The 18,280-nt window shown below is 71.9% G+C and carries 18 protein-coding genes; 9 read left to right on the forward strand and 9 right to left on the reverse strand.

From position 1 onward, the window contains the following. The first annotated feature begins 98 nt into the window (after positions 1 to 98). From JR065_RS19325 to JR065_RS19355, 7 genes are all read left to right on the forward strand, one after another. Complete coding sequence (locus JR065_RS19325) at positions 99 to 593, forward strand: CYTH domain-containing protein (protein ID WP_206236068.1); 495 nt, start codon at positions 99 to 101, stop codon at positions 591 to 593. Between the two features lie 89 nt (positions 594 to 682). Then, the gene (locus tag JR065_RS19330) at positions 683 to 1,363 is read left to right on the forward strand and encodes a DsbA family oxidoreductase (protein ID WP_206236069.1); all 681 of its coding nucleotides are present in this window, start codon (positions 683 to 685) and stop codon (positions 1,361 to 1,363) included. Positions 1,364 to 1,466: 103 nt separating this feature from the next. Continuing rightward, positions 1,467 to 2,474: a beta-N-acetylhexosaminidase gene (gene nagZ, locus JR065_RS19335; RefSeq protein WP_206236070.1), complete on the forward strand. Its 1,008-nt coding sequence runs from the start codon at positions 1,467 to 1,469 to the stop codon at positions 2,472 to 2,474. Beyond that, positions 2,474 to 3,028 carry a hypoxanthine-guanine phosphoribosyltransferase gene (locus JR065_RS19340; RefSeq protein ID WP_206236071.1) on the forward strand — a complete coding sequence of 185 codons (555 nt, stop codon included), beginning with the start codon at positions 2,474 to 2,476 and terminating at the stop codon, positions 3,026 to 3,028. Before nagZ ends, JR065_RS19340 begins: the two co-directional genes overlap by 1 nt. A gap of 77 nt (positions 3,029 to 3,105) precedes the next feature. Continuing rightward, positions 3,106 to 3,852, forward strand: coding sequence for an S-methyl-5'-thioinosine phosphorylase (locus JR065_RS19345; protein ID WP_241093775.1), 747 nt, complete (start codon positions 3,106 to 3,108; stop codon positions 3,850 to 3,852). Positions 3,853 to 3,937: 85 nt separating this feature from the next. Further along, a complete protein-coding gene (gene cspE, locus JR065_RS19350; protein ID WP_206236072.1) occupies positions 3,938 to 4,144 on the forward strand; it encodes a transcription antiterminator/RNA stability regulator CspE in 207 nt (68 codons plus the stop codon). 95 nt (positions 4,145 to 4,239) lie between these two features. Next, on the forward strand, positions 4,240 to 5,499 hold the full coding sequence (locus JR065_RS19355) for an FAD-dependent oxidoreductase (protein ID WP_206236073.1): 1,260 nt from the start codon (positions 4,240 to 4,242) through the stop codon (positions 5,497 to 5,499). A gap of 457 nt (positions 5,500 to 5,956) precedes the next feature. Here JR065_RS19355 and pdeM read toward each other — a convergent pair whose 3' ends face one another. From pdeM to JR065_RS19375, 4 genes are read right to left on the reverse strand one after another with little or no spacing between them, the layout of a single operon-like run. Next, complete coding sequence (gene pdeM / locus JR065_RS19360; protein WP_206236074.1) at positions 5,957 to 6,616, reverse strand: ligase-associated DNA damage response endonuclease PdeM; 660 nt, start codon at positions 6,614 to 6,616, stop codon at positions 5,957 to 5,959. After that, positions 6,606 to 9,131, reverse strand: coding sequence for a ligase-associated DNA damage response DEXH box helicase (locus tag JR065_RS19365; protein WP_206236075.1), 2,526 nt, complete (start codon positions 9,129 to 9,131; stop codon positions 6,606 to 6,608). Before JR065_RS19365 ends, pdeM begins: the two co-directional genes overlap by 11 nt. Then, a complete protein-coding gene (locus JR065_RS19370; protein ID WP_206236076.1) occupies positions 9,128 to 10,720 on the reverse strand; it encodes an ATP-dependent DNA ligase in 1,593 nt (530 codons plus the stop codon). Before JR065_RS19370 ends, JR065_RS19365 begins: the two co-directional genes overlap by 4 nt. Then, on the reverse strand, positions 10,717 to 11,721 hold the full coding sequence (locus tag JR065_RS19375) for a ligase-associated DNA damage response exonuclease (protein ID WP_206236078.1): 1,005 nt from the start codon (positions 11,719 to 11,721) through the stop codon (positions 10,717 to 10,719). The genes JR065_RS19370 and JR065_RS19375 overlap by 4 nt, the downstream gene beginning before the upstream one ends. 119 nt (positions 11,722 to 11,840) lie before the next feature. Between JR065_RS19375 and JR065_RS19380 the strand changes: the two genes are divergently transcribed. Then, positions 11,841 to 13,481, forward strand: a complete 1,641-nt coding sequence (locus tag JR065_RS19380) for an acyl-CoA dehydrogenase family protein (RefSeq protein WP_206236079.1) — start codon at positions 11,841 to 11,843, stop codon at positions 13,479 to 13,481. 71 nt (positions 13,482 to 13,552) lie between these two features. Then, the gene (locus JR065_RS19385; RefSeq protein WP_206236080.1) at positions 13,553 to 13,993 is read left to right on the forward strand and encodes a L,D-transpeptidase family protein; all 441 of its coding nucleotides are present in this window, start codon (positions 13,553 to 13,555) and stop codon (positions 13,991 to 13,993) included. A gap of 251 nt (positions 13,994 to 14,244) precedes the next feature. Here JR065_RS19385 and JR065_RS19390 read toward each other — a convergent pair whose 3' ends face one another. The 5 genes from JR065_RS19390 to JR065_RS19410 all read right to left on the reverse strand — a co-directional run bounded on the left by JR065_RS19390 (position 14,245) and on the right by JR065_RS19410 (position 18,214). Further along, positions 14,245 to 14,634 (reverse strand): VOC family protein, encoded by a 390-nt coding sequence (locus tag JR065_RS19390; RefSeq protein ID WP_343237304.1) that lies wholly within the window; start codon positions 14,632 to 14,634, stop codon positions 14,245 to 14,247. A gap of 151 nt (positions 14,635 to 14,785) precedes the next feature. After that, positions 14,786 to 15,151 (reverse strand): hypothetical protein, encoded by a 366-nt coding sequence (locus tag JR065_RS19395; RefSeq protein ID WP_206236082.1) that lies wholly within the window; start codon positions 15,149 to 15,151, stop codon positions 14,786 to 14,788. Further along, a complete protein-coding gene (locus JR065_RS19400; protein ID WP_206236083.1) occupies positions 15,148 to 15,690 on the reverse strand; it encodes a bactofilin family protein in 543 nt (180 codons plus the stop codon). The genes JR065_RS19395 and JR065_RS19400 overlap by 4 nt, the downstream gene beginning before the upstream one ends. A gap of 106 nt (positions 15,691 to 15,796) precedes the next feature. Then, the gene (locus JR065_RS19405; protein ID WP_206236084.1) at positions 15,797 to 17,503 is read right to left on the reverse strand and encodes a diguanylate cyclase; all 1,707 of its coding nucleotides are present in this window, start codon (positions 17,501 to 17,503) and stop codon (positions 15,797 to 15,799) included. A gap of 357 nt (positions 17,504 to 17,860) precedes the next feature. Further along, on the reverse strand, positions 17,861 to 18,214 hold the full coding sequence (locus JR065_RS19410) for a hypothetical protein (RefSeq protein ID WP_206236085.1): 354 nt from the start codon (positions 18,212 to 18,214) through the stop codon (positions 17,861 to 17,863). Between the last annotated feature and the right edge of the window lie 66 nt (positions 18,215 to 18,280).

Here is an 18,280-nt window from a genome sequence, read left to right on the forward strand (position 1 = left end):
GGCGTCGGGGCTGAAGCCCCTCCTACAGAAAGCAGCAATGCAGGCACTCGCGACCATCCCCCGGGTCCCCGGTCCCCCACTCAGAGCACTCATCCATCATGGCCCTGGAAATCGAACGCAAATTCCTCGTCGCCGGCGACGGCTGGCGCCACGCCGCGCATGCGGTGATCCCGATGGCGCAGGGCTACATCAACGACCAGGCGGCAATGGACAGCGGCGCGCAGAAGGCGTCGGTGCGGGTGCGCATCCAGGGCGAGGAGGCGTTCCTCAACCTCAAGTCGCGCGAGCTCGGGCATACCCGGCAGGAGTTCGACTACCCGATCCCGCTGGACGATGCGCGCGCGCTGCTGGCGCTGTGCGTGGGCGGCAGGATCGACAAGCGCCGGCACCTGGTGCGGCACGCCGGACACCTGTGGGAAGTGGACGAATTCCTGGGCGACAATGCCGGGCTGGTGGTGGCCGAGATCGAGCTGCGCAGCGCCGACGAAGCCTTCGCCAAACCCGACTGGATCGGCGCCGAGGTCACCGACGAGTCGCGCTACTACAACCTGGCGCTGGCCTCGCATCCGTTCTGCCGCTGGCCGCGCGACTGAGCGCCGGAAACGGCATGGTCGCCGCGTCGTAGCGGCGGCGACGATCTGCCGTATGCTTTTCCGAGTCCCGAGTCCCGAGTCCCGAACCCATGCGCATCGACATCTGGTCCGACGTGGTCTGCCCCTGGTGCTGGATCGGCAAGCGCCGCCTGCAGCAAGGCATCGCGGCGCTCGGCGCGGATGCGCCGGCGCTGGACATCCATTGGCATCCCTACCTGCTCGATCCGGACGCCGGCACCGAGCCGGTGCCGTTGCGCGAGGCCTATGCGGCCAAGTTCGGCGGCGCCGCGCGCACCGAGCAGATCCTGGCGCAGACCCAGGCCACCGCGCGTGCCGAGGGCCTGCCGTTCGATTTCGGCCGCGGCCAGGTGCGGGTGACCACGCTGCCGGCGCACCGGTTGCTGTGGCTGGCCGCGCGCGAGGGCGACGCCGAGGCGGTGACCGAGGCGCTGTTCCACGCGCATTTCGCCGAGGGCCGCAATCTGACCGACCTACGCACGCTGGTCGATGCCGGCGCCGCCGGCGGGCTGGCGCCGGCGCGGGTGCAGGCGCTGCTCGACGGCGACGAGGGCCTGGCCGAGATCCGCGCGCAGCTGGGCCAGGCGCAGGCGCTGGGCATCCGCGCGGTGCCGACCTACGTGATCGACGGCCGCCACGCGATCCAGGGCGCGCAGCCGCCGGAGGTGTTCGCGCAGGCCCTGCGTGGCCTGATCCCCGCCGCGGCGGCGGATCCGGCGCGCGACTGCGGTCCCGACGGCTGCGCGCGCTAGCGCTGTTGCGCCAGGGCCCGCCCCGGCCGCGCCTGAAGCCGGCGCCGGCATCTGCGACAATGCCGCCCACGCGCGCTCCTCAGCGCCGGCAGGAGAACATCGCATGCTCGTGATCGGCGTGGCCGGTACCGAACTGACCGCACAGGAACGCGACTGGCTGCAGCACGATGCGGTGGCCGGCGTGATCCTGTTCAAACGCAATTTCGCCTCCAAGGCGCAGGTGGCCGAGCTGTCGGCCGCGATCCGCGCCGCCGCGCCGCGCCCGCAGCTGATCTGCGTGGACCAGGAAGGCGGGCGCGTGCAGCGCTTCCGCGACGGCTACAGCGCGCTGCCGCCGCTGGAGGGCTTCGGTGCGCTGTACGCGCGCGACCGCGATGCGGCGTTGGCGCTGGCCGAACAGCACGCCTGGCTGATGGCCAGCGAGGTGCGCGCCAGCGGCGTGGACCTGAGCTTCGCGCCGGTGGTGGACCTGGCGCGCGGCAACCGCGCGATCGGCGACCGCGCCTTCAGCGACGACCCGCAGGTGGTGGCCGCGTTCACCGGCGCCTACGTGCGCGGCATGCACAGCGTCGGCATGGCCGCCACGCTCAAGCATTTCCCCGGCCACGGCACGGTGCTGGAAGACACCCATGTCGACGATGCCAGCGACCCGCGCACGCTGGAAGTGCTGCGCAACGAGGACCTAGTGCCGTTCGCCGCCGGCATCGCCGCCGGCGCCGACGCGGTGATGATGGCGCATGTGGTCTACCCGCAGGTCGCGCCGGAGCCGGCCGGATATTCGTCGCGCTGGATCCAGCAGATCCTGCGCCAGGACATGGGCTTTCGCGGCGTGGTGTTCTCCGACGACATCGGCATGGCCGCCTCGTTCGTCGCCGGCGGGGTCAAGGCGCGCGTGGATGCGCACCTGGATGCCGGCTGCGACGTGGTGCTGGTCTGCCACCCGCCGCTGGTCGAAGAATCGCTGCGCGCCGTGCAGCACCGCTCGCTCAACACCGCCGCGCTGCTCGGCCTGATCGGCCGCGGCGGCCTGGGCTGGGACGGCCTGCTCGCCGACAGCCGCTACGGCGCCACCCAATCCCATCTGCTCGCAACCCTCGGAAAAACCGCCTGATGTCTACCCTTACCATCGCCCAGGCCCTGGCCCAGGCCGACCTGCTGGTCGATCGCCCGCAACTCGACCAGGCCATCTCGCGCATGGCCGAGGCCATCGCCGCCGACTACCGCGGCGAAACCCCGGTGTACCTGACCATCATGCACGGCGCGCTGCCGTTCGCCGGCCAGCTGGGGCTGGAACTGGGCGCGCGCGGCCAGGACCTGCAGTTCGACTACCTGCACGCCACCCGCTACCGCGGGCAGACCGTCGGCGGCGAACTGGTGTGGAAGCACCGCCCGGCCACCGCGCTGTACGGGCGCCGCGTGCTGCTGCTCGACGACATCCTCGACGAGGGCCTGACCCTGCAGGCCGTGCGCCAGTGGTGCCTGGAGCAGGGCGCCACCGACGTGCGCATCGCCGCGCTGACGGTCAAGCAGCACGACCGCTGCGTGGCCGGCGTGTGCGCCGACTACGTGGGCGTGGAAGTGCCGGACCGCTACGTGTTCGGCTTCGGCATGGACGTCAACGAGCTGTTGCGCAACCTGCCGGCGATCTACGCGATGAGGGAATGAGCCGCGCGCCCGTTCCCGCCGCCGCGCCGGCCGTCGGGCGGCGGCGCACGCGCCCCTTTTCCTGATCGAGAATCCGCATGGACAACATCGCACTGGCCGTGATCGGCGGCACCGGCGTCTACAAGCTCGCGCAGCTGGACGATATCCAGAGCCACGAGGTGCAGACCCGCTACGGCAACCCGTCCGGTCCGGTCCGCGTCGGCACCCTGCTCAGCCACCGCGTGGCGTTCCTCGCCCGCCATGGCGAGGGCCATTCGCTGCCGCCGCACAAGATCAATTACCGCGCAAACCTTGCCGCATTGCAGCAAATCGGCGCCTCGCGGGTGCTCGCGCTCAATACCGTCGGCGGCATCACCGAGCGCTTCGGGCCGCGCGTGCTGGCCTGCCCGGACCAGCTGATCGACTACACCTGGGGGCGCGTGTCCACGCTGTGCGAGGAGCCGGGCAGCGAGGTGCTGCACGTGGATTTCGGCCATCCGTATTCGCCGATGTTCCGCAGCAAGGTGCTGGCCGCCGCGCGCGTCACCGGCGCGGCGCTGGTCGACGGCGGCTGCTACGGCGCCACGCAGGGGCCGCGGCTGGAGACCATCGCCGAGATCGCGCGGCTGCGCCGCGACGGCTGCGACCTGGTCGGCATGACCGGGATGCCCGAGGCGGCGCTGGCGCGCGAGCTTGGCCTGGAATACGCCTGCCTGGCGATCGTGGCCAACTGGGCCGCCGGTTGCGGCAACGCCCAGGAGATCACCCTGGCCGAAGTGCTGGCCAACGTGGAGGCGGCGTCGGCGGGCCTGCCGGAGCTGGTGGGCGAACTGGCGCGGGGGTGATTGTCTTCAAGGCACAAGCTTTGCATACTCCGCCCGTGCGGATGCCGCACAACCACCCATTCATTGCAAAAGGTCTCGCATCACCATGCCGAACGGTACCGTCAAGTGGTTCAACGACGCCAAGGGATTTGGCTTTATTTCACCGGAAGACGGCAGCGCCGATGTTTTTGCGCACTTCTCCGCGATCAATTCCAAGGGCTTCCGCAGCCTGCAGGAAGGTCAGCGCGTCACCTATGAAGTGACCCAGGGCCCGAAGGGCGCGCAGGCCTCCAATATTACGCCTGCCGAGTAATCCGGCCACTCGGTTGTGCTGTTCTTGAACCCCGCTTCGGCGGGGTTTTTTATCGGTCGCGATGCCGCTGCGCATCGCACGGAGCAAGCGGACGAATGAAGCAACGGATGCATATCGCGGTGGTGGGTTACGGCACGGCGGGGCAGACCCTGGCGCTGCTGCTGGCGCGCGACGGCCATCAGGTGCAGGTGTTCGAGCGCGCGGCGCAACCTGGCCCGGTCGGCGCCGGGTTCCTGCTGCAGCCCACCGGGATGCAGGTGCTGTGGCGCATCGGCCTGCTCGACGCCGCGCTGCGCCATGGCGCGCCGGTGCGCCGCCTGTACGGCGAGACGCCGTGCGGGCGGGCGGTGATGGACATGCGCTATCACGGCCTGGATGCGCGGCTGTTCGGCCTGGGCATGCAGCGTGGCGCGCTGTTCTCGCTGCTGGCGCAGGCGTGGGATGGGCACGACACGCTGCACCGCGACACGCGCATCGTCGCCATCGACGACGGACTGCGGCGGATACAGGACCAGCATGGGCGCTGGCACGGCCCGTTCGATCTGGTGATCGCCACCGACGGTTCGGCGTCGACGTTGCGCGCGCAGGTACAGGGCACCCGCCTGGACCGGCTGTACCCGTGGGGCGCGCTGTGGTGCCTGCTGCCGCGCGGCGACTGGGCGTTCGCCGACGAACTGCGGCAGCGCTACGTCGCCGCGCGCAAGATGATCGGCCTGTTGCCGGTGGGCACGCGCCCGGGCGACGATGCGCCGCGGCTGAGTTTCTTCTGGAGCCTGCCCACCGCCGACTTCGATGCCTGGCAGGCGCGCGGCATGGACGCATGGCTGGACGAGGTCGGGCAGCTGTGGCCGCAGGCGCGCGAGCGGCTGGCCGGCATCGGCGAACCGGCGCAGCTGGCGCGCGCCAGCTATCGCGATGCGGTGCAGCAACGCTGGTACCGCGGACGGCTGGTGCTGGCCGGCGACGCGGCGCATTCGATGAGCCCGCAGCTGGGGCAGGGCGTGAACATGGCGCTGATGGATGCGCTGGCGCTCAGCGACGCGTTGCGCGAGGCGCCGGACCTGAACAGCGCGCTGGCGCGCTACCAGGCGCAGCGCTACGCGCACGTGGCGGTGTACCAGTTCTGGAGCCGCTGGCTGACGCCGCTGTTCCAGTCCGAACGCGACCTGGTCGCGCGCGTGCGCGACGTGGGCATGCTGCCGATGGGGCGGCTGCCGGGCGGGCGCGGCCACATGTTGCGCGTGCTCAGCGGCACCCAGCACGGCTGGTTCGGCAAGCTGGCGCTGGAGCCTGCGTTCCTGCAGGCGCTGGCGGCGGCGGACCTGCTGCGGGACAGGGGGGAAGAGCGCGAGTAGTCGGGACCAGGGACCGGGGACCAGGGACCGGGAAAAGCAGGAGCGTTGCGCTTCTGGCTTTTCCCGGGTCCCCGGTCCCGGGTCCCGCAACCAGTGGCTGCGCCCGCGTTCCCGGCGCAGCTGCCGCTCGTGCATCGCCGATCGTCGGCGTGCGCTTAGGCCATGAGATCGACTGCACCGGCGTTGCGCCGATGCCAGCGGCCAGCGTTCCAACGCACCGGCGTCGATCGAATGTGTATCGATAACGCCGTCGCAGCGGCCGCGCCAGGCGCAGACGCACTGGCGCATGTGTCCGTACCGTCGGCGATACGTGCTTAGCGCGTGGTGCTGATCATCCTCGCTGACGCTGGCGCAGCGACCGCGTCAAGCGATCGGGCTCCGCTGCGTTGCAGCTGCATCCGGCGCGAAACGAACATCGCTGCGACGGCTTGCGCGTATGCCTGCGCAGGCGCAGGCGCTACAGCGTGTCGCCGGTGGCCAGCGGCAACGCCAGCGCCTCGCCATCGACGCAGGCCACCAGCCGTTCGCCGGCGGCCAGGATCGGCGGCACGCCCGCGGTGAAATGCGAGAACGCCGGCAGCACCGTCATCCGTTCGCGCAGCCAGAACGACGGCCAGCGCTGGCGCAGGCCAGGCAGCTTCGCCAGCGGGTGCAGGTGCCCGCACAGCACGTGCAGGCGCGCGCTGGGCATCGGCTCGTGGCGCAACGCGAACGGGCCGTCTTCGACCTGTTCGCCGAGCAGCTCGATCTCCAACCCGGCGCGCGCCAGCGCGCGATCGTGGTTGCCGGCGATCGCGGCCACGCGCAGCTGCGGCCGCGCGGCGCGCCATGCATGCCAGTGCCGTTGCCAGGCCGCCGCCGGCGCCGCGCCATGCAGCACGTCGCCGAGGATCCACAGTTCCTGCGCCGCCTGCGCATGCAGCAGCGCATCCAGGCGCTGCAGGTCCAGCGCGGTGCCGCCGCTGGGCAGGCCGATGCCGGCGCGGCGGAACACGTCGGCCTTGCCCAGGTGCAGGTCGGCGATCAGCAGCCGCCGCCGCGCCGGCCAGTACAGCGCGCGGTCGCCGAGCAGCGTCATCGGCTCGCCGGCCAGGGTCCAGGACAGCTCAGCGGTCATGGCGCCGCTCCAGCTGCGCGGCGGCGCGCATCACCCGCGCCTTCCAGTCCTCGGTGCTGAGCTGGCCGCGGATGCTCTCGGCCCACAGCGGGAACGACAGCGGGGTCAGGCTGCGCGGCGTGCGCAGCGCCAGCGTGCGCCCGGCGCAGTCGTGCAGCGTGGCGGCCAGCCGGGTCAGTTCCATCTCGCCCTGCAGCACCTCGCGCTCGGCCTGCACCAGCAGCAGGTGCCCGGGGTCGAAGCGGCTCAGCACGTCGTACAGCAGCCCGCTGGAGGCCTGCAGCTGGCGCAGGCTGCGCGGCGCGCCGCCGGGCAGGCTCGGCGGCAGCAGGCCGGACACACGCGCGATCTCGCGGAACTGGCGCCGCGCCAGTTCGCCGAGGTTGAGGCTCTCGCGCAGGTCGTCGAACAGCTGCTCCGGGCTCAGCAGTTCGCGCAGCAGGACCTCGTCGGCGAGCGCCTCCTGCGCCGGCGACAGCACGAAGCCGTAGTCGTTGGCGGCGAAGCTGAAGGTGTTGCGCTGGCGACGGCCCCAGCGCAGCGCAAGCAGCGCGGCCAGGCCTTCGTGCACCTGGCGCCCGGCGAACGGGAACACGAACACGTGGCGGCCGTCGCGGGCGCGCACGCTCTCCACCAGCAGCCGGTCCGGCGCCGGCAGCGCCGACAGCGTCTGCTGCAGCCCGAGCAGCGGCGCCAGCGCGCGCATCTCCTCGTCGCCGCGCGGATCGGCGAACACCGCTTCCACTTCGCGTCCCAATGCCGACGACAGCGGCATGCGCCCGCCCATCCATTTCGGCACGGTGCCGTCGCCGCCCTTGGCGATGCGCACGTAGGCGGTCATGTCTTCCAGCCGCACCAGCTCCAGCAGCCGCCCGGCGAACTGGAAGCGGTCGCCGCGGCGCAGGCGGCCGACGAACTGCTCTTCCACCGCGCCGAGCCGGCCGCCGCGCAGAAAGCGCACCGCGACGCTGCCGTCGCTGGTGATGGTGCCGATCGACAGCCGGTGGCGCAGCGCCACGCGCCGGTCCTGGACCCGGTACACGCCGTCCTCGCCGAGCACTACCTTGCGGTAGTCCGGATACTGCGCAAGCGCGCGCCCGCCCTGCACGACGAAGTCCAGCACCGCGGCCCAGGTGCCGGCGTCGAGCGCGGCGAAGGCGTCGCTGCGGCGCACCTCGGCCAGCAGCGCATCGGCGCGGAAGCCGCCGCCCAGCGCGCAGGTGACGCAGTGCTGCGCCAGCACGTCCAGCGACAGCCGCGGCGCGGGACGCGACTCGATGCGGCCGTGGGCGATGGCGCGGCGCGCGGCGGCGTACTCCACCAGCTCCAGCGCGTGCGACGGCACGCACACCACGTGGCCGGCCTCGCCGGGACGGTGCTTGCCGCGCCCGGCGCGCTGCAGCAGGCGCGATACGCCTTTCGGGCTGCCGATCTGCAGCACCTGGTCGACCGCGGGAAAATCCACGCCCAGGTCCAGGCTGGAGGTGGCCACCACGCAGCGCAGGCTGCCTTCGCGCAGGCCGCGCTCGGCGGCGCTGCGCAGTTCCGGGTCCAGCGAACCGTGGTGTAGGGCCAGGGTCTGCGGCGCCTCCGGCCATACCGAGGCCAGCGCCTGGTGCCACAGCTCGGCCTGCGCGCGGGTGTTGGTGAACAGCAGGCTGGTGCGCACCGCCAGCAGCTTGTCCAGCACCCGCGCCAGCTGCGCCAGGCCGAGGTGGCCGGCCCACGGGAAGCGTTCGCCGCTGGCCGGGGTCAGCGTCTCCAGGGTCAGCGTGCGCGGCTTGACCCCGGAGACGATGGTTGCGCCCGGCGACTGCGGCAGCAGCACGTCGCGGGCCTCGTCCAGGTTGCCGAGCGTGGCCGACAGGCCCCACGTGCGCAACGCCGGCGCCCACGCGCGCAGCCGGGCCAGGCACAGCTGCAGCAGCACGCCGCGCTTGTTGCCGAGCAGCTCGTGCCATTCGTCGACGATCACGCAGCGCAGCGACGCCAGCTGCGCGGCGGTGTCGGGATAGGTCAGCAGCAGCGCCAGCGATTCGGGCGTGGTCACCAGCGCGTCGAGCCTGCCGCTGCGCGCCAGGCGCTTGTCGCGCGCGCTGGCGTCGCCGGTGCGCACGCCGATCTGCCAGTCCAGGCCAAGCGCGGGCATCGGCTCGCGCAGCGCGCGCACGGTGTCGGCGGCGAGCGCGCGCAACGGCGTGATCCACAGCACCTTCAAATCGCGTTGCGCCTGGCGGCGCGCGCGCGGGGACGCGGCCTTGCCGGGCGTCGCCGCGCCGGACCCGCGCAGGGGCGCCGGTGCGGCACGCGCCTGTTCGCGCAACGCCTCCAGCAGCGGCCCGCCGAACGCGGCCAGGGTCTTGCCGCTGCCGGTGGGCGTGTGCAGCAGGCCCGATTCGCCGCGCAGATAGCGTTGCCACACCTGGCGCTGGAATGCGGCGGGCTTCCAGCCCTGCGCGGCGAACCAGGCGTGCAGCGGCGCGTCGGCCGGGCGCTTGCGCGCCGTGGAGTTCATCGCGCAAGCGCCTGCAGGCTGGCCAGGCGGTCGGCTTCGCGGTACGGCTTGTCGTGGCGCCAGCGCAGGATGCGCGGAAAGCGCACCGCGATGCCGGACTTGTGCCGGCTGCTCTTGTTGACCGCCTCGAAGCCCAGTTCGAACACGTGGTACGGCGTCACCGCGCGCACCGGGCCGAAGCGTTCGGTGGTGTGGGCGCGGATCCAGCGGTCCAGCGCCAGGATCTCTGTATCGTCCAGGCCCGAGTACGCCTTGGCCACCGGCACCAGCTGCTCGCCGTCCCACAGGCCGAAGGTGTAGTCGGTGTACAGCGTGCTGCGGCGGCCGTGGCCGGCCTGCGCGTACAGCAGCACCGCGTCGATGGTCAGCGGTTCGATCTTCCACTTCCACCAGTCGCCGCGGCGGCGCCCGGACTGGTACGGCGAGGACGCGCGCTTGAGCATCAGCCCTTCCACGCCGCGCTCGCGCGAAGCCTCGCGCAGCGCCGCGGCCGCTTCCCACGACGCGGCCTGCACCTGCGGCGACAGCGCGATGCGCGGATCGGCGTGCGCGTCGAGCAGCGCCTGCAACTGCGCGCGGCGCTGCGCCAGCGGCTGCTCGCGCAGGTCGATGCCGTCCAGTTCCAGCAGGTCGTAGGCCAGCACCCGCGCCGGCGTATCGGCCAGGGTCTTGGCGCCGGGCTTGCGCCGCTGGATGCGCGTCTGCAGCGCGGTGAACGGCATCGGCGCGGCCTCGCCGTCGCGCCAGCCCATCAGTTCGCCGTCGATCACCGCATCGCGCGGCAAGGTGGACGCGGCCGCTTCGATCTCCGGAAAGCGCCCGTCCAGGCGCTCCTCGCCGCGCGACCACAGCGCCACCTCGCCGTGGCGGCGGATCAGCTGCAGGCGGATGCCGTCCCATTTCCATTCCAGCTGCCAGTCGTCGATCGCGCCCAGCGTGGCGGCGTCGTTCTCCAGCGGCGAGGCGAGGAAGAACGGATACGGCTGCTGGCGGTCGCTGGGCAGCTGGTCGGGCGAGAGCAGGTCCTGCAGCGCTTCGGGCGTCGGCGACCACGCGCCGAGCATGCGCTGGGCGATGCGCGCGATATCCAGCCCGGACAGCGTCGCCAGCGCCTGCTGCACCAGCCGCTGCGACACGCCCACGCGCAGCGCGCCGGTCAGCAGCTTGTTGAACAGCAGGCGCTCGTCGAAGCCCAGGCCGCGCCACCCGGCGACCACCGCCGCGCGCCGCGCCGCCTCGTCCTGCGCGGCGACCGGCAGCAGGCGCTCTTCGATCCAGTCGCGCAGCGGCGTGGGGTCGGACAACTCGGCCGGGTCGTCGAGCAGCAGGGTCAGCGTCTCGGCCAGGTCGCCGACATGGTCGTAGCTTTCTTCGACCAGCCAGCCGGGCTGGCCGCTTTCCTGCGCGATCCATTCGCGCAGCTCGCGGGTGTTGGCGATGCGCCGCAGCTTGCCGCCGGACAGCAGCCAGATCGCCCAGGCCGCGTCGGCCGGCGGCGCCTGCCCGAAATACGCGACCAGCGCCGCGCGCTTGTCCAGCGTGGCCGTGCTCTGGTCCAGCTGCCGGTACAGGGCGGCGAAGCGCTTCATTCCTCGGCACCGTAGTCGGTGCGGAACGCCTCGGCGGCCACGCCGCGTTCGTTCAGCGCGCGGATGATCGCATCGGTGTTGCCGTGCGTGGCGATCACCCGCCGCGCGCCGGTTTCGGCGATGGTGCGCAGCAGGTCCGGCCAGTCGGCATGGTCGGAGACGACGAAGCCGCGGTCGTAGTTGCGCCGGCGGCGGTTGCCGCGCAGCCGCATCCAGCCCGAGGCGAAGCCTAGCTGGGCATGGCGGAAGCGGCGCAGCCACGGGCTGCCCGCCGCCGACGGCGGCGCCAGCACCAGCTGCCCGGCATAGTCGGCGCGCTTGTCCAGTTCGGCCACCGCGCGCGTGTCCAGCATCGCCACCCCGGCCTGGCGGTACACCGCCACGCCGGCGGCGATGGCGCCGTGCAGCAGCGCCGGCTGGTCGTCCCACGGCTGCAGTTCGGCCAGCACCCGCTGCGCCTTGCCCAGCGCGTAGCAGAACAGCACCGCGGCCTCGCCGCGCGCGGCGCACTCGCGGCGCCAGGCGACGATCTCGCGCGCCACCTCGCCAGTGTCGGGCCAGCGGTACACCGGCAGGCCGAACGTGGCTTCGGTGATGAAGGTGTCGCAGCGCACCACTTCGAACGGCGCGCAGGTCGGGTCGGGTTGCCGCTTGTAGTCGCCGGAGGCGACCCAGACGTCGCCGTCCACCTCCACCCGCACCTGCGCCGAACCGAGCACGTGCCCGGCCGGATGCAGCGACACCTGCGCGGCGCCCAGCGCGAAGCGTTCGCCGTAGCCGTGGCTGCGATAGGCCTGTTCGCCGAGCCGCCAGCGCAGGATCGGCAGGCTCGGCGCGGCGCAGTGGTACTCGCCCATGCCGGCGCGCGCGTGGTCGCCGTGGCCGTGGGTGATCACCGCGCGCGGCACCGGCCGCCAGGGGTCGATATGGAAGTCGCCGGCCGGGCAGTACAGCCCTTCCGGGCGCAGCACGATCAGGTCCGCGGTATCGGGTTTGGCCATGCGCGCCACTGTGTCCAACGCGGTGTGCAGGAGATGAGAATCCGCACCGCGCAACGCCGCGCCGCGGCAGCGCCGGATCGGCCACAATGCCCGCCTACGCGCTTCTGGGAGGAGGATGCATGGACCCGTCATTGCCGCCGTTCGCCACGCACGCGGTGGACAACCAGCCGCCGCCGTTCGAACCGCGCGACCTGTGGGCCGACGACGTGGCGCTGCGCGAGGCGGTCGCGCGCGAGGGCGGTGGCGCGTTCGCGCCGCGCTTGGCCGCCTATGGCGCGCTCGCCGGCGACGCGCTGTACGCGCTGGGCTTCGATGCCAACCGCGACCGGCCGCGGCTGCGCACGCACGACCGCTTCGGCCAACGCATCGACACGGTCGAATTCCATCCGGCGTATCACCAGTTGCTCGGCGCGGCCAAGCGCCACGGCGTGGCCGGCCTGTCCTGGCACGAGCCGCAACCCGGCGCGCACGTGGCGCGCGCGGCGCTGAGCTTCCTGCATCACCAGGCCGAGGCCGGCACCAGTTGCCCGCTGACCATGACCCACGCGGCGGTGGCGGTGCTGCGCCAGGACCCGGCCCTGGGCGAATGGGCGGCCAAGGCCGCCGCACCGCACTACGACCCGCGCGACGTGCCGATCGCCGCCAAGCCCGGCATCACCGTGGGCATGGGCATGACCGAGAAGCAGGGCGGCTCGGACGTGCGCGGCAATGCCACCGTGGCCACGCCGCTCGGCGCCGGCGGGGAGTACGCGCTGGTCGGGCACAAGTGGTTCTTTTCCGCGCCGATGTCCGACGGCTTCCTGGTGCTGGCGCAGGCGCCGGGCGGCCTGACCTGCTTCCTGCTGCCGCGGCGGCTGCCCGACGGGCAGCTCAACGCGCTGCGCCTGATGCGGCTGAAGGACAAGCTCGGCGACTGGTCGAACGCGTCGAGCGAGGTGGAGTTCGTCGGCGCGCGCGCGCAGCGCATCGGCGAGGAAGGGCGCGGCGTGGCGCGGATCATCGGCATGGTGATGATGACCCGGCTGGACTGCATGCTCGCCGCCGCCGCGCAGATGCGCATGGCGCTGGCGCAGGCGCTGCATCATGCGCGCCATCGCATCGCCTTCGGCAAGCGGCTGGTGGAGCAGCCGCTGATGCGCAACGTGCTCGCCGACCTGGCGCTCGAATCCGAGGCCGCCACCGTCTTCGCGCTGCGCGTGGCGCGCGCGGTGGACGCGGCCGAGCGCGATCCGGCGCAGGCCGCGTTCGCGCGCATCGCCACCGCGCTGGGCAAGTACTGGTTGTGCAAGCGCGCGCCGGCCTTCGTCAACGAGGCGCAGGAATGCCTGGGCGGCGCCGGCTATGTCGAGGAGTCGATCCTGCCGCGGCTGTACCGGCAGGCGCCGCTGAATTCGATCTGGGAAGGCAGCGGCAATATCCAGTGCCTGGACGTGCTGCGCGCGCTTGCGCGCGAACCGCATAGCGCCGCGGCGCTGGCAGCCGAACTCGACGCCGCCGCCGGAAGCGCGCCGCAGTATGACGCGGCGCTGGCGACGCTGCGCGCGCCGTTGGCGGGCGAGGGCGGTGCGGACGAATATGCCGCACGCACGATCGCCGAGCGCCTTGCGCTGGCGTTGCAGGCGTCGCTGCTGCTGCGTGCCGGCGGCCCGGCCGCCGCCGCGTTCGTGCGCAGCCGGCTGGCCGGCGCGCACGGACTGGCGTTCGGCACCCTGGACGCGCAGGTGCCGGTCGACGCGCTGCTGGCACGCGCGCTGCCATGATCCTGCCCCACCGATGGCGGGGCGCACTGCTCGCGGGGCTGGCCTGCCTTGCGCCAGGCACGGTCCAGGCCGTGGACGCGTGGCCGCCGCCGCTGGCGCCGGAAAGCCAGCGCGCCGATGCGGTCGTGGTCCACAAGGCGCAGCGGCGCATGGAGCTGCTGCGCGACGGCAAGGTGCTGGAACGCTATCGCATCCAGCTCGGGCGCGCGCCGCAGGGACCCAAGCGCCAGCAAGGCGACCGGCGCACGCCGGAGGGCGACTACCGGATCAGCTTCCGCAATGCGGCCAGCCGCTTCCACCTGTCGCTGCGCGTGTCGTACCCGAACGCGCAGGACCGGCAGCAGGCGCGGCAGCGCGGCGTCGATCCGGGCGGGGACATCATGATCCACGGCGGCACGCCGCCAGGCTTCCGCGGCGACTGGACCGACGGCTGCATCGCGGTGACCGACGCGCAGATCGAGCAGATCTGGCGCCGCGTGCCCAACGGCACGCCGGTGCGGATCGTGCCGTGAGCGGCGCTGCCGACAGCATGTCGAGGGCTTCTTTTTTTGATCCGCGCGCGCATACCGACGCGTCCGCCTGATCCCTGCGCGGTCGGATCGCGAAGCGGGCGATCGCTTGCTTCGGCTCGGCGGGCGTCGGCCGAGGCCGACGGCGAGCAGATGCATGCCTGGTCCAGAACATGATGCATGGGCGTGCATCGCGTGTTCGCCAAGGCCTCGATTGTCAACGCGCTGCGCTTTCGCCAGACCTAGTGCGCGGGTCAGTCCAAGGGATATCGAAGTGCCGCGGCCTGCTGTTCGGCGTGCTCCTGTCCGATCCACAATCTGTTCCCGTCCGGGTCGTCGATGCGGAATTCGGTCATGCCGTAGAACGAGACCTGCAGTTCGGGAACGTCCACGCCGTTGTGGCGTAACTGCCGGTGGTACTGGACGATGTCCTCCGGGTACAGGTACAGGACCGACGTACGCGCAAGCGCCGGCGCGACGTTGATCGACTCGTCCACCATCAGCCGGCACTCGCCGAAGCGCAGCATCGCCCAGCGCCAGTCCTCGTTGCGGCGCTCCACGTCGAAGCCGAGCCGCTGATAGAACGCGACGCTCTCGGGCATGCTTCTCACCGGGAGCATCGGCACGAGGCGATGCATCTTCATCGCAAGTATTGCGCGCAGAGAAAGAAGCCCGGGTGCCGATCGCAGGCCATCGCGATGCGCAGACAGCGCGCACCCGGGGCGCGCGCTGCGGACAGCGAACGAGGCAGCGCCGGTCGCTGCGCGGCGCCTGCGCCGGATGCCGCCGCGACCATCAGTGCCGCGTCCCGCGCTTGCCGCCGGCCTTGGCCTCGGTCGCTTCCACCGACAGGGTGAAGCTGCGTTCCTCGCCGCCCTGCATCGCGCCGACCCCGACCAGCTGGCGCTTGATCTCCTCGCCGCGGCCGTTGCGGATCGTCACCACCACGGTGTACTCCCATGCGCTGCCGTCGGCCGGGTGCTGGATCGTGCCCTGGACGCGCAGCGGCACCGTCGCGGCCACCGCCGATTGCTGCGCCGCCGAGTCGAAACGCAGGTGGTGCTTGCACGCCGGGCAGACGCTGGCGCTCTCCAGGATGGTCGCCTTGCAATGCGGGCAGGTCCGGGTCGCCCCCGGCGTGCCTGGACGCGGCGTGCTCATGCGCCGGCGTCGGACTCCGCAGGCTTGCCGCCCTTGCGGCCGCTCTTGTCGTCTTCCCAGCCGAAGTCGGCCTGGCCGCGCATCCGCGCGCCGGCGGCGACGGTCAGCGAGCCGGCCTTGACGTCGCCGATCAGCGCGCCGGACGCCAGCAGTTCCACCTGCGATGCCGACTCGATGTTGCCCTCCAGCTCGCCGGCGATGATCACCTTGTTGGCGCGCACGCCGCCGCTGAGCTTGGCCCCGGTCTCGATGGTCAGGTCGCCCTGCACGTTCACGTCGCCCTTGAACTTGCCGGCGATGCGGATATGCCCGGTGCCTTCGATCTTGCCTTCGATGGTGATGTCGGCGGCGATCAGCGATTCCTTCGCCGCCGGCGCCGCGGCGCGGACCGGGGTGGGAGCGGCGGCGGCCACGGCGGCGACCGGTTCGCCGATGCCCGGATCGGCCGCGGGCCGGGGCTCGGGCGGAAGCGCGCCGGTCGGGGAATTCGGCGGCAGGCCGTCCTTGCGCGGGGAACCCTGATCTTTCCAGATGGACATGCGGTGTCGCCTCCGTCGGGGAAAGCCCGACTATCGCCGCTCTACCGCAAGCGTTTTGTGATGGTTATCTCTAAATGCGCGGTTGTCACGTCGCAGCCCGGCGGGTTCAGCCCATGCCGTCCAGCGCCGAATCGAACGGCTGCACCTGGTTGCGTCCGCTGCGCTTGGCCCGGTACAGCGCGGCATCGGCCTTGCGCAACAGCGTGGTGGCGACCACGCCGTCGCGCGAATAGCTGGCCAGGCCCACCGAGATCGTTACCGACGGCAGCGCCTTGCCGTCCAGCGCGATGCTCAGTTGCTGGGCCGCGCCGCGCAGCTGCTCGGCGATCAGTAGCGCTTCCTCGGCCGACGTCTCCGGCAGGATCACGGTGAACTCCTCGCCGCCGTAGCGGCAGGCGATGTCCTCGCCGCGCAGGCGCGACGCCAGCATCTGCCCGAAACCGGCCAACAGCGCATCGCCGCCGGAATGCCCATGCAGGTCGTTGAAGCTCTTGAAGTGGTCCACGTCCAGCATCAGCAGCGACAGCGGCATCGCGCGCCGCGCGCAGCGCGCCAGTTCGTGGTTGAGCGACTCTTCCAGGTAGCGGCGGTTGTACAGGCCGGTGAGCGGGTCGCGGATCGACTGCAGGCGCAGCGACTCGCGCAGGCGCAGGTTGCTCAGCGCCAGCGACAGCTGCTCGGCGGCCGCTTCGGCGATCGCCAGCCGCGGCAGCGGACCGGTGCCGTGCGCGGACAGGAACACGAAGCCCAGTTGCGTGCCCTGCGCCGACAACGGGATGCAGGCGGTGTTGATCGCGGTGTCCGCGGCGCCGTCCACGTGCGGGCAGGCCGGGTCGCGCCGCAGGTCGTGGACGCAGTGGGTCTTGCCGCGGCGCAGCGCCCAGCAGTCCTGCGGCGCCACTGCCGCCTCGCTGCGCGCGGCCGCTTCGCCCCAGCCGACGATGGTTTCGGCGCGGTCCTTGGACGCGCGCAGCAGATACACCTGGCCGCCGGCCTCGGGCATCAGCGAGGCCAGCATGCGCGCGGTCACCGCCAGCGCTTCCTCCGCGTCCAGGCAGCTCTGCAGCATGCCGGTGTAGCGGCTGAGCGCGTTGAGGTCGGCGGTGCTGCGTTCCAGTTCCTCCACGCTGCTGCCGAGCCTGGCGTTGGCCACCGACACCGCCTGTTCGGCGGCGCCGCGGTTGCGCAGTTCCTTGAACAGCAGGCCGTAGGCCACGCCGACGCTGCCCAGCCCGAGCGGGATGCCGGCCAATGCCAGGATCAGCAGCAGGTCCGAGCTGCGCCGGTTGGAGCGGTCGCGGGTTTCCAGCAGATCGCGCTCCACATCGATCATCCGCTGCACCTGCTCGCGCACTTCGCTGGAACTCTGGAACACCGTCGGCGACATCGCGCGCTGCAGCGCCGCCAGTCCTTCGCGCTGGTAGAGGTCCAGCAACTGTTGCATCTGCGCCAGCCGCTGCCGCGCCGCGCGCTCGAGCGTCGCCGCGTTGGCCCGTTGCTGCGGGTTGTCCGCCACCCGCACGCGCAGTTCCTGCAACTGCCGCGGCAGGCGGTCGGCGCTTTCGTGGAAATTGCTGAGGTAGGCCTGGTTGCCGGTGAGTTCGTAGCCGCGCGCGGACGACTCGGCGGACAGCAGGCTGGCCTGCACTTCGTCGATGTCGCTGATCACTTCGTGCGTGTGCGCCACCAGCGCCGCGTCGGCGATCGAGCGTTGCGCGCCGACGAACACGCCGGCGCCGATCAGCACGAAGACCAGGGCGGAGAACAGAAGGGCCAGGCGGGTTCTGATCCGCACGCGTTGGAACGTCGACATGGGCGAAATTGTAACCACCCTGCCAACGGTCGGACGTTCGGGGAACGAAAGCGGGGCGCAGGTCACGCCGTGGCGTGTTCGTTGCGGTTTGCGAAGGAGTGTGCCGAGCGGCTATGTGCAGCAAGGTGGGGCACTTGCTCCATTCTGGGATCAGCCCCGGCGGTTGGGTGCATCGCTTCGCTTGTCGCCACTGAGGTCGCCGCTACAGGGGCTTAGGGCGAGTCGGCTGGGCGCTTTGTCGAAGAGACGACTGCGCGCCAGCGCCGGTCCTGCACATGAGCGTTGCGGTGCGCCCGTGGCTCCGGCCGCATCCGGCGTGCTGCGCGGATGCGGCGGCCATCGACCCGCGTTACCGGGTCATTGCTTCTCGGGGTTGTCGTTGTGCGGATCCTGGTTGGCGTTCTCGCGCGCCTTGTCGGCGAGCTTCTGCGCGGCGTTGGCGGTTGCCTCGCTGGCGTCGGCTGCCGCTTCCTTGGTGGCGGCCGAGGCATCCTGCACGGCTTCGGAGTTGGCGGCACGATGCGCGGCATCGCGGACATCGGCGGCGACTTCGCGGCTGGTCTGCGCGGCCTGGTCGGCGGCTTCCTTGGCCGCTTCGCCGGTCTGCTCGGCGGCCACCTTGGCATCGTGCTGCGCCTGCTGCGATTCCGGGCCTTGGCAGGCGGACAGCGCCAGAGCGCCCAGCAGTGCCACGATCAGGGTCTTGTTCATGCGGGTTCTCCGTTCGGTGGGTGACGCGGCGCAGCCTAGGCGCCGGCGCATGCACCCGGCGTCAAC

The organism is Xanthomonas sp., from assembly GCF_017163755.1.
In the GTDB taxonomy this organism is placed as follows: domain Bacteria; phylum Pseudomonadota; class Gammaproteobacteria; order Xanthomonadales; family Xanthomonadaceae; genus Xanthomonas_A.

Excerpts from the sequence above, each read along its gene's own strand:
- JR065_RS19400 (WP_206236083.1), bottom strand. The coding sequence starts at position 15,690 with ATGTCCATCTGGAAAGATCAGGGTTCCCCGCGCAAGGACGGCCTGCCG.
- JR065_RS19380 (WP_206236079.1), top strand. The coding sequence starts at position 11,841 with ATGGACCCGTCATTGCCGCCGTTCGCCACGCACGCGGTGGACAACCAG.
- JR065_RS19375 (WP_206236078.1), bottom strand. The coding sequence starts at position 11,721 with ATGGCCAAACCCGATACCGCGGACCTGATCGTGCTGCGCCCGGAAGGG.
- JR065_RS19370 (WP_206236076.1), bottom strand. The coding sequence starts at position 10,720 with ATGAAGCGCTTCGCCGCCCTGTACCGGCAGCTGGACCAGAGCACGGCC.
- pdeM (WP_206236074.1), bottom strand. The coding sequence starts at position 6,616 with ATGACCGCTGAGCTGTCCTGGACCCTGGCCGGCGAGCCGATGACGCTG.
- JR065_RS19395 (WP_206236082.1), bottom strand. The coding sequence starts at position 15,151 with ATGAGCACGCCGCGTCCAGGCACGCCGGGGGCGACCCGGACCTGCCCG.
- nagZ (WP_206236070.1), top strand. The coding sequence starts at position 1,467 with ATGCTCGTGATCGGCGTGGCCGGTACCGAACTGACCGCACAGGAACGC.
- JR065_RS19355 (WP_206236073.1), top strand. The coding sequence starts at position 4,240 with ATGAAGCAACGGATGCATATCGCGGTGGTGGGTTACGGCACGGCGGGG.
- JR065_RS19405 (WP_206236084.1), bottom strand. The coding sequence starts at position 17,503 with ATGTCGACGTTCCAACGCGTGCGGATCAGAACCCGCCTGGCCCTTCTG.
- JR065_RS19325 (WP_206236068.1), top strand. The coding sequence starts at position 99 with ATGGCCCTGGAAATCGAACGCAAATTCCTCGTCGCCGGCGACGGCTGG.
- JR065_RS19330 (WP_206236069.1), top strand. The coding sequence starts at position 683 with ATGCGCATCGACATCTGGTCCGACGTGGTCTGCCCCTGGTGCTGGATC.
- JR065_RS19390 (WP_343237304.1), bottom strand. The coding sequence starts at position 14,634 with ATGAAGATGCATCGCCTCGTGCCGATGCTCCCGGTGAGAAGCATGCCC.
- JR065_RS19410 (WP_206236085.1), bottom strand. The coding sequence starts at position 18,214 with ATGAACAAGACCCTGATCGTGGCACTGCTGGGCGCTCTGGCGCTGTCC.
- cspE (WP_206236072.1), top strand. The coding sequence starts at position 3,938 with ATGCCGAACGGTACCGTCAAGTGGTTCAACGACGCCAAGGGATTTGGC.
- JR065_RS19340 (WP_206236071.1), top strand. The coding sequence starts at position 2,474 with ATGTCTACCCTTACCATCGCCCAGGCCCTGGCCCAGGCCGACCTGCTG.
- JR065_RS19365 (WP_206236075.1), bottom strand. The coding sequence starts at position 9,131 with ATGAACTCCACGGCGCGCAAGCGCCCGGCCGACGCGCCGCTGCACGCC.
- JR065_RS19345 (WP_241093775.1), top strand. The coding sequence starts at position 3,106 with ATGGACAACATCGCACTGGCCGTGATCGGCGGCACCGGCGTCTACAAG.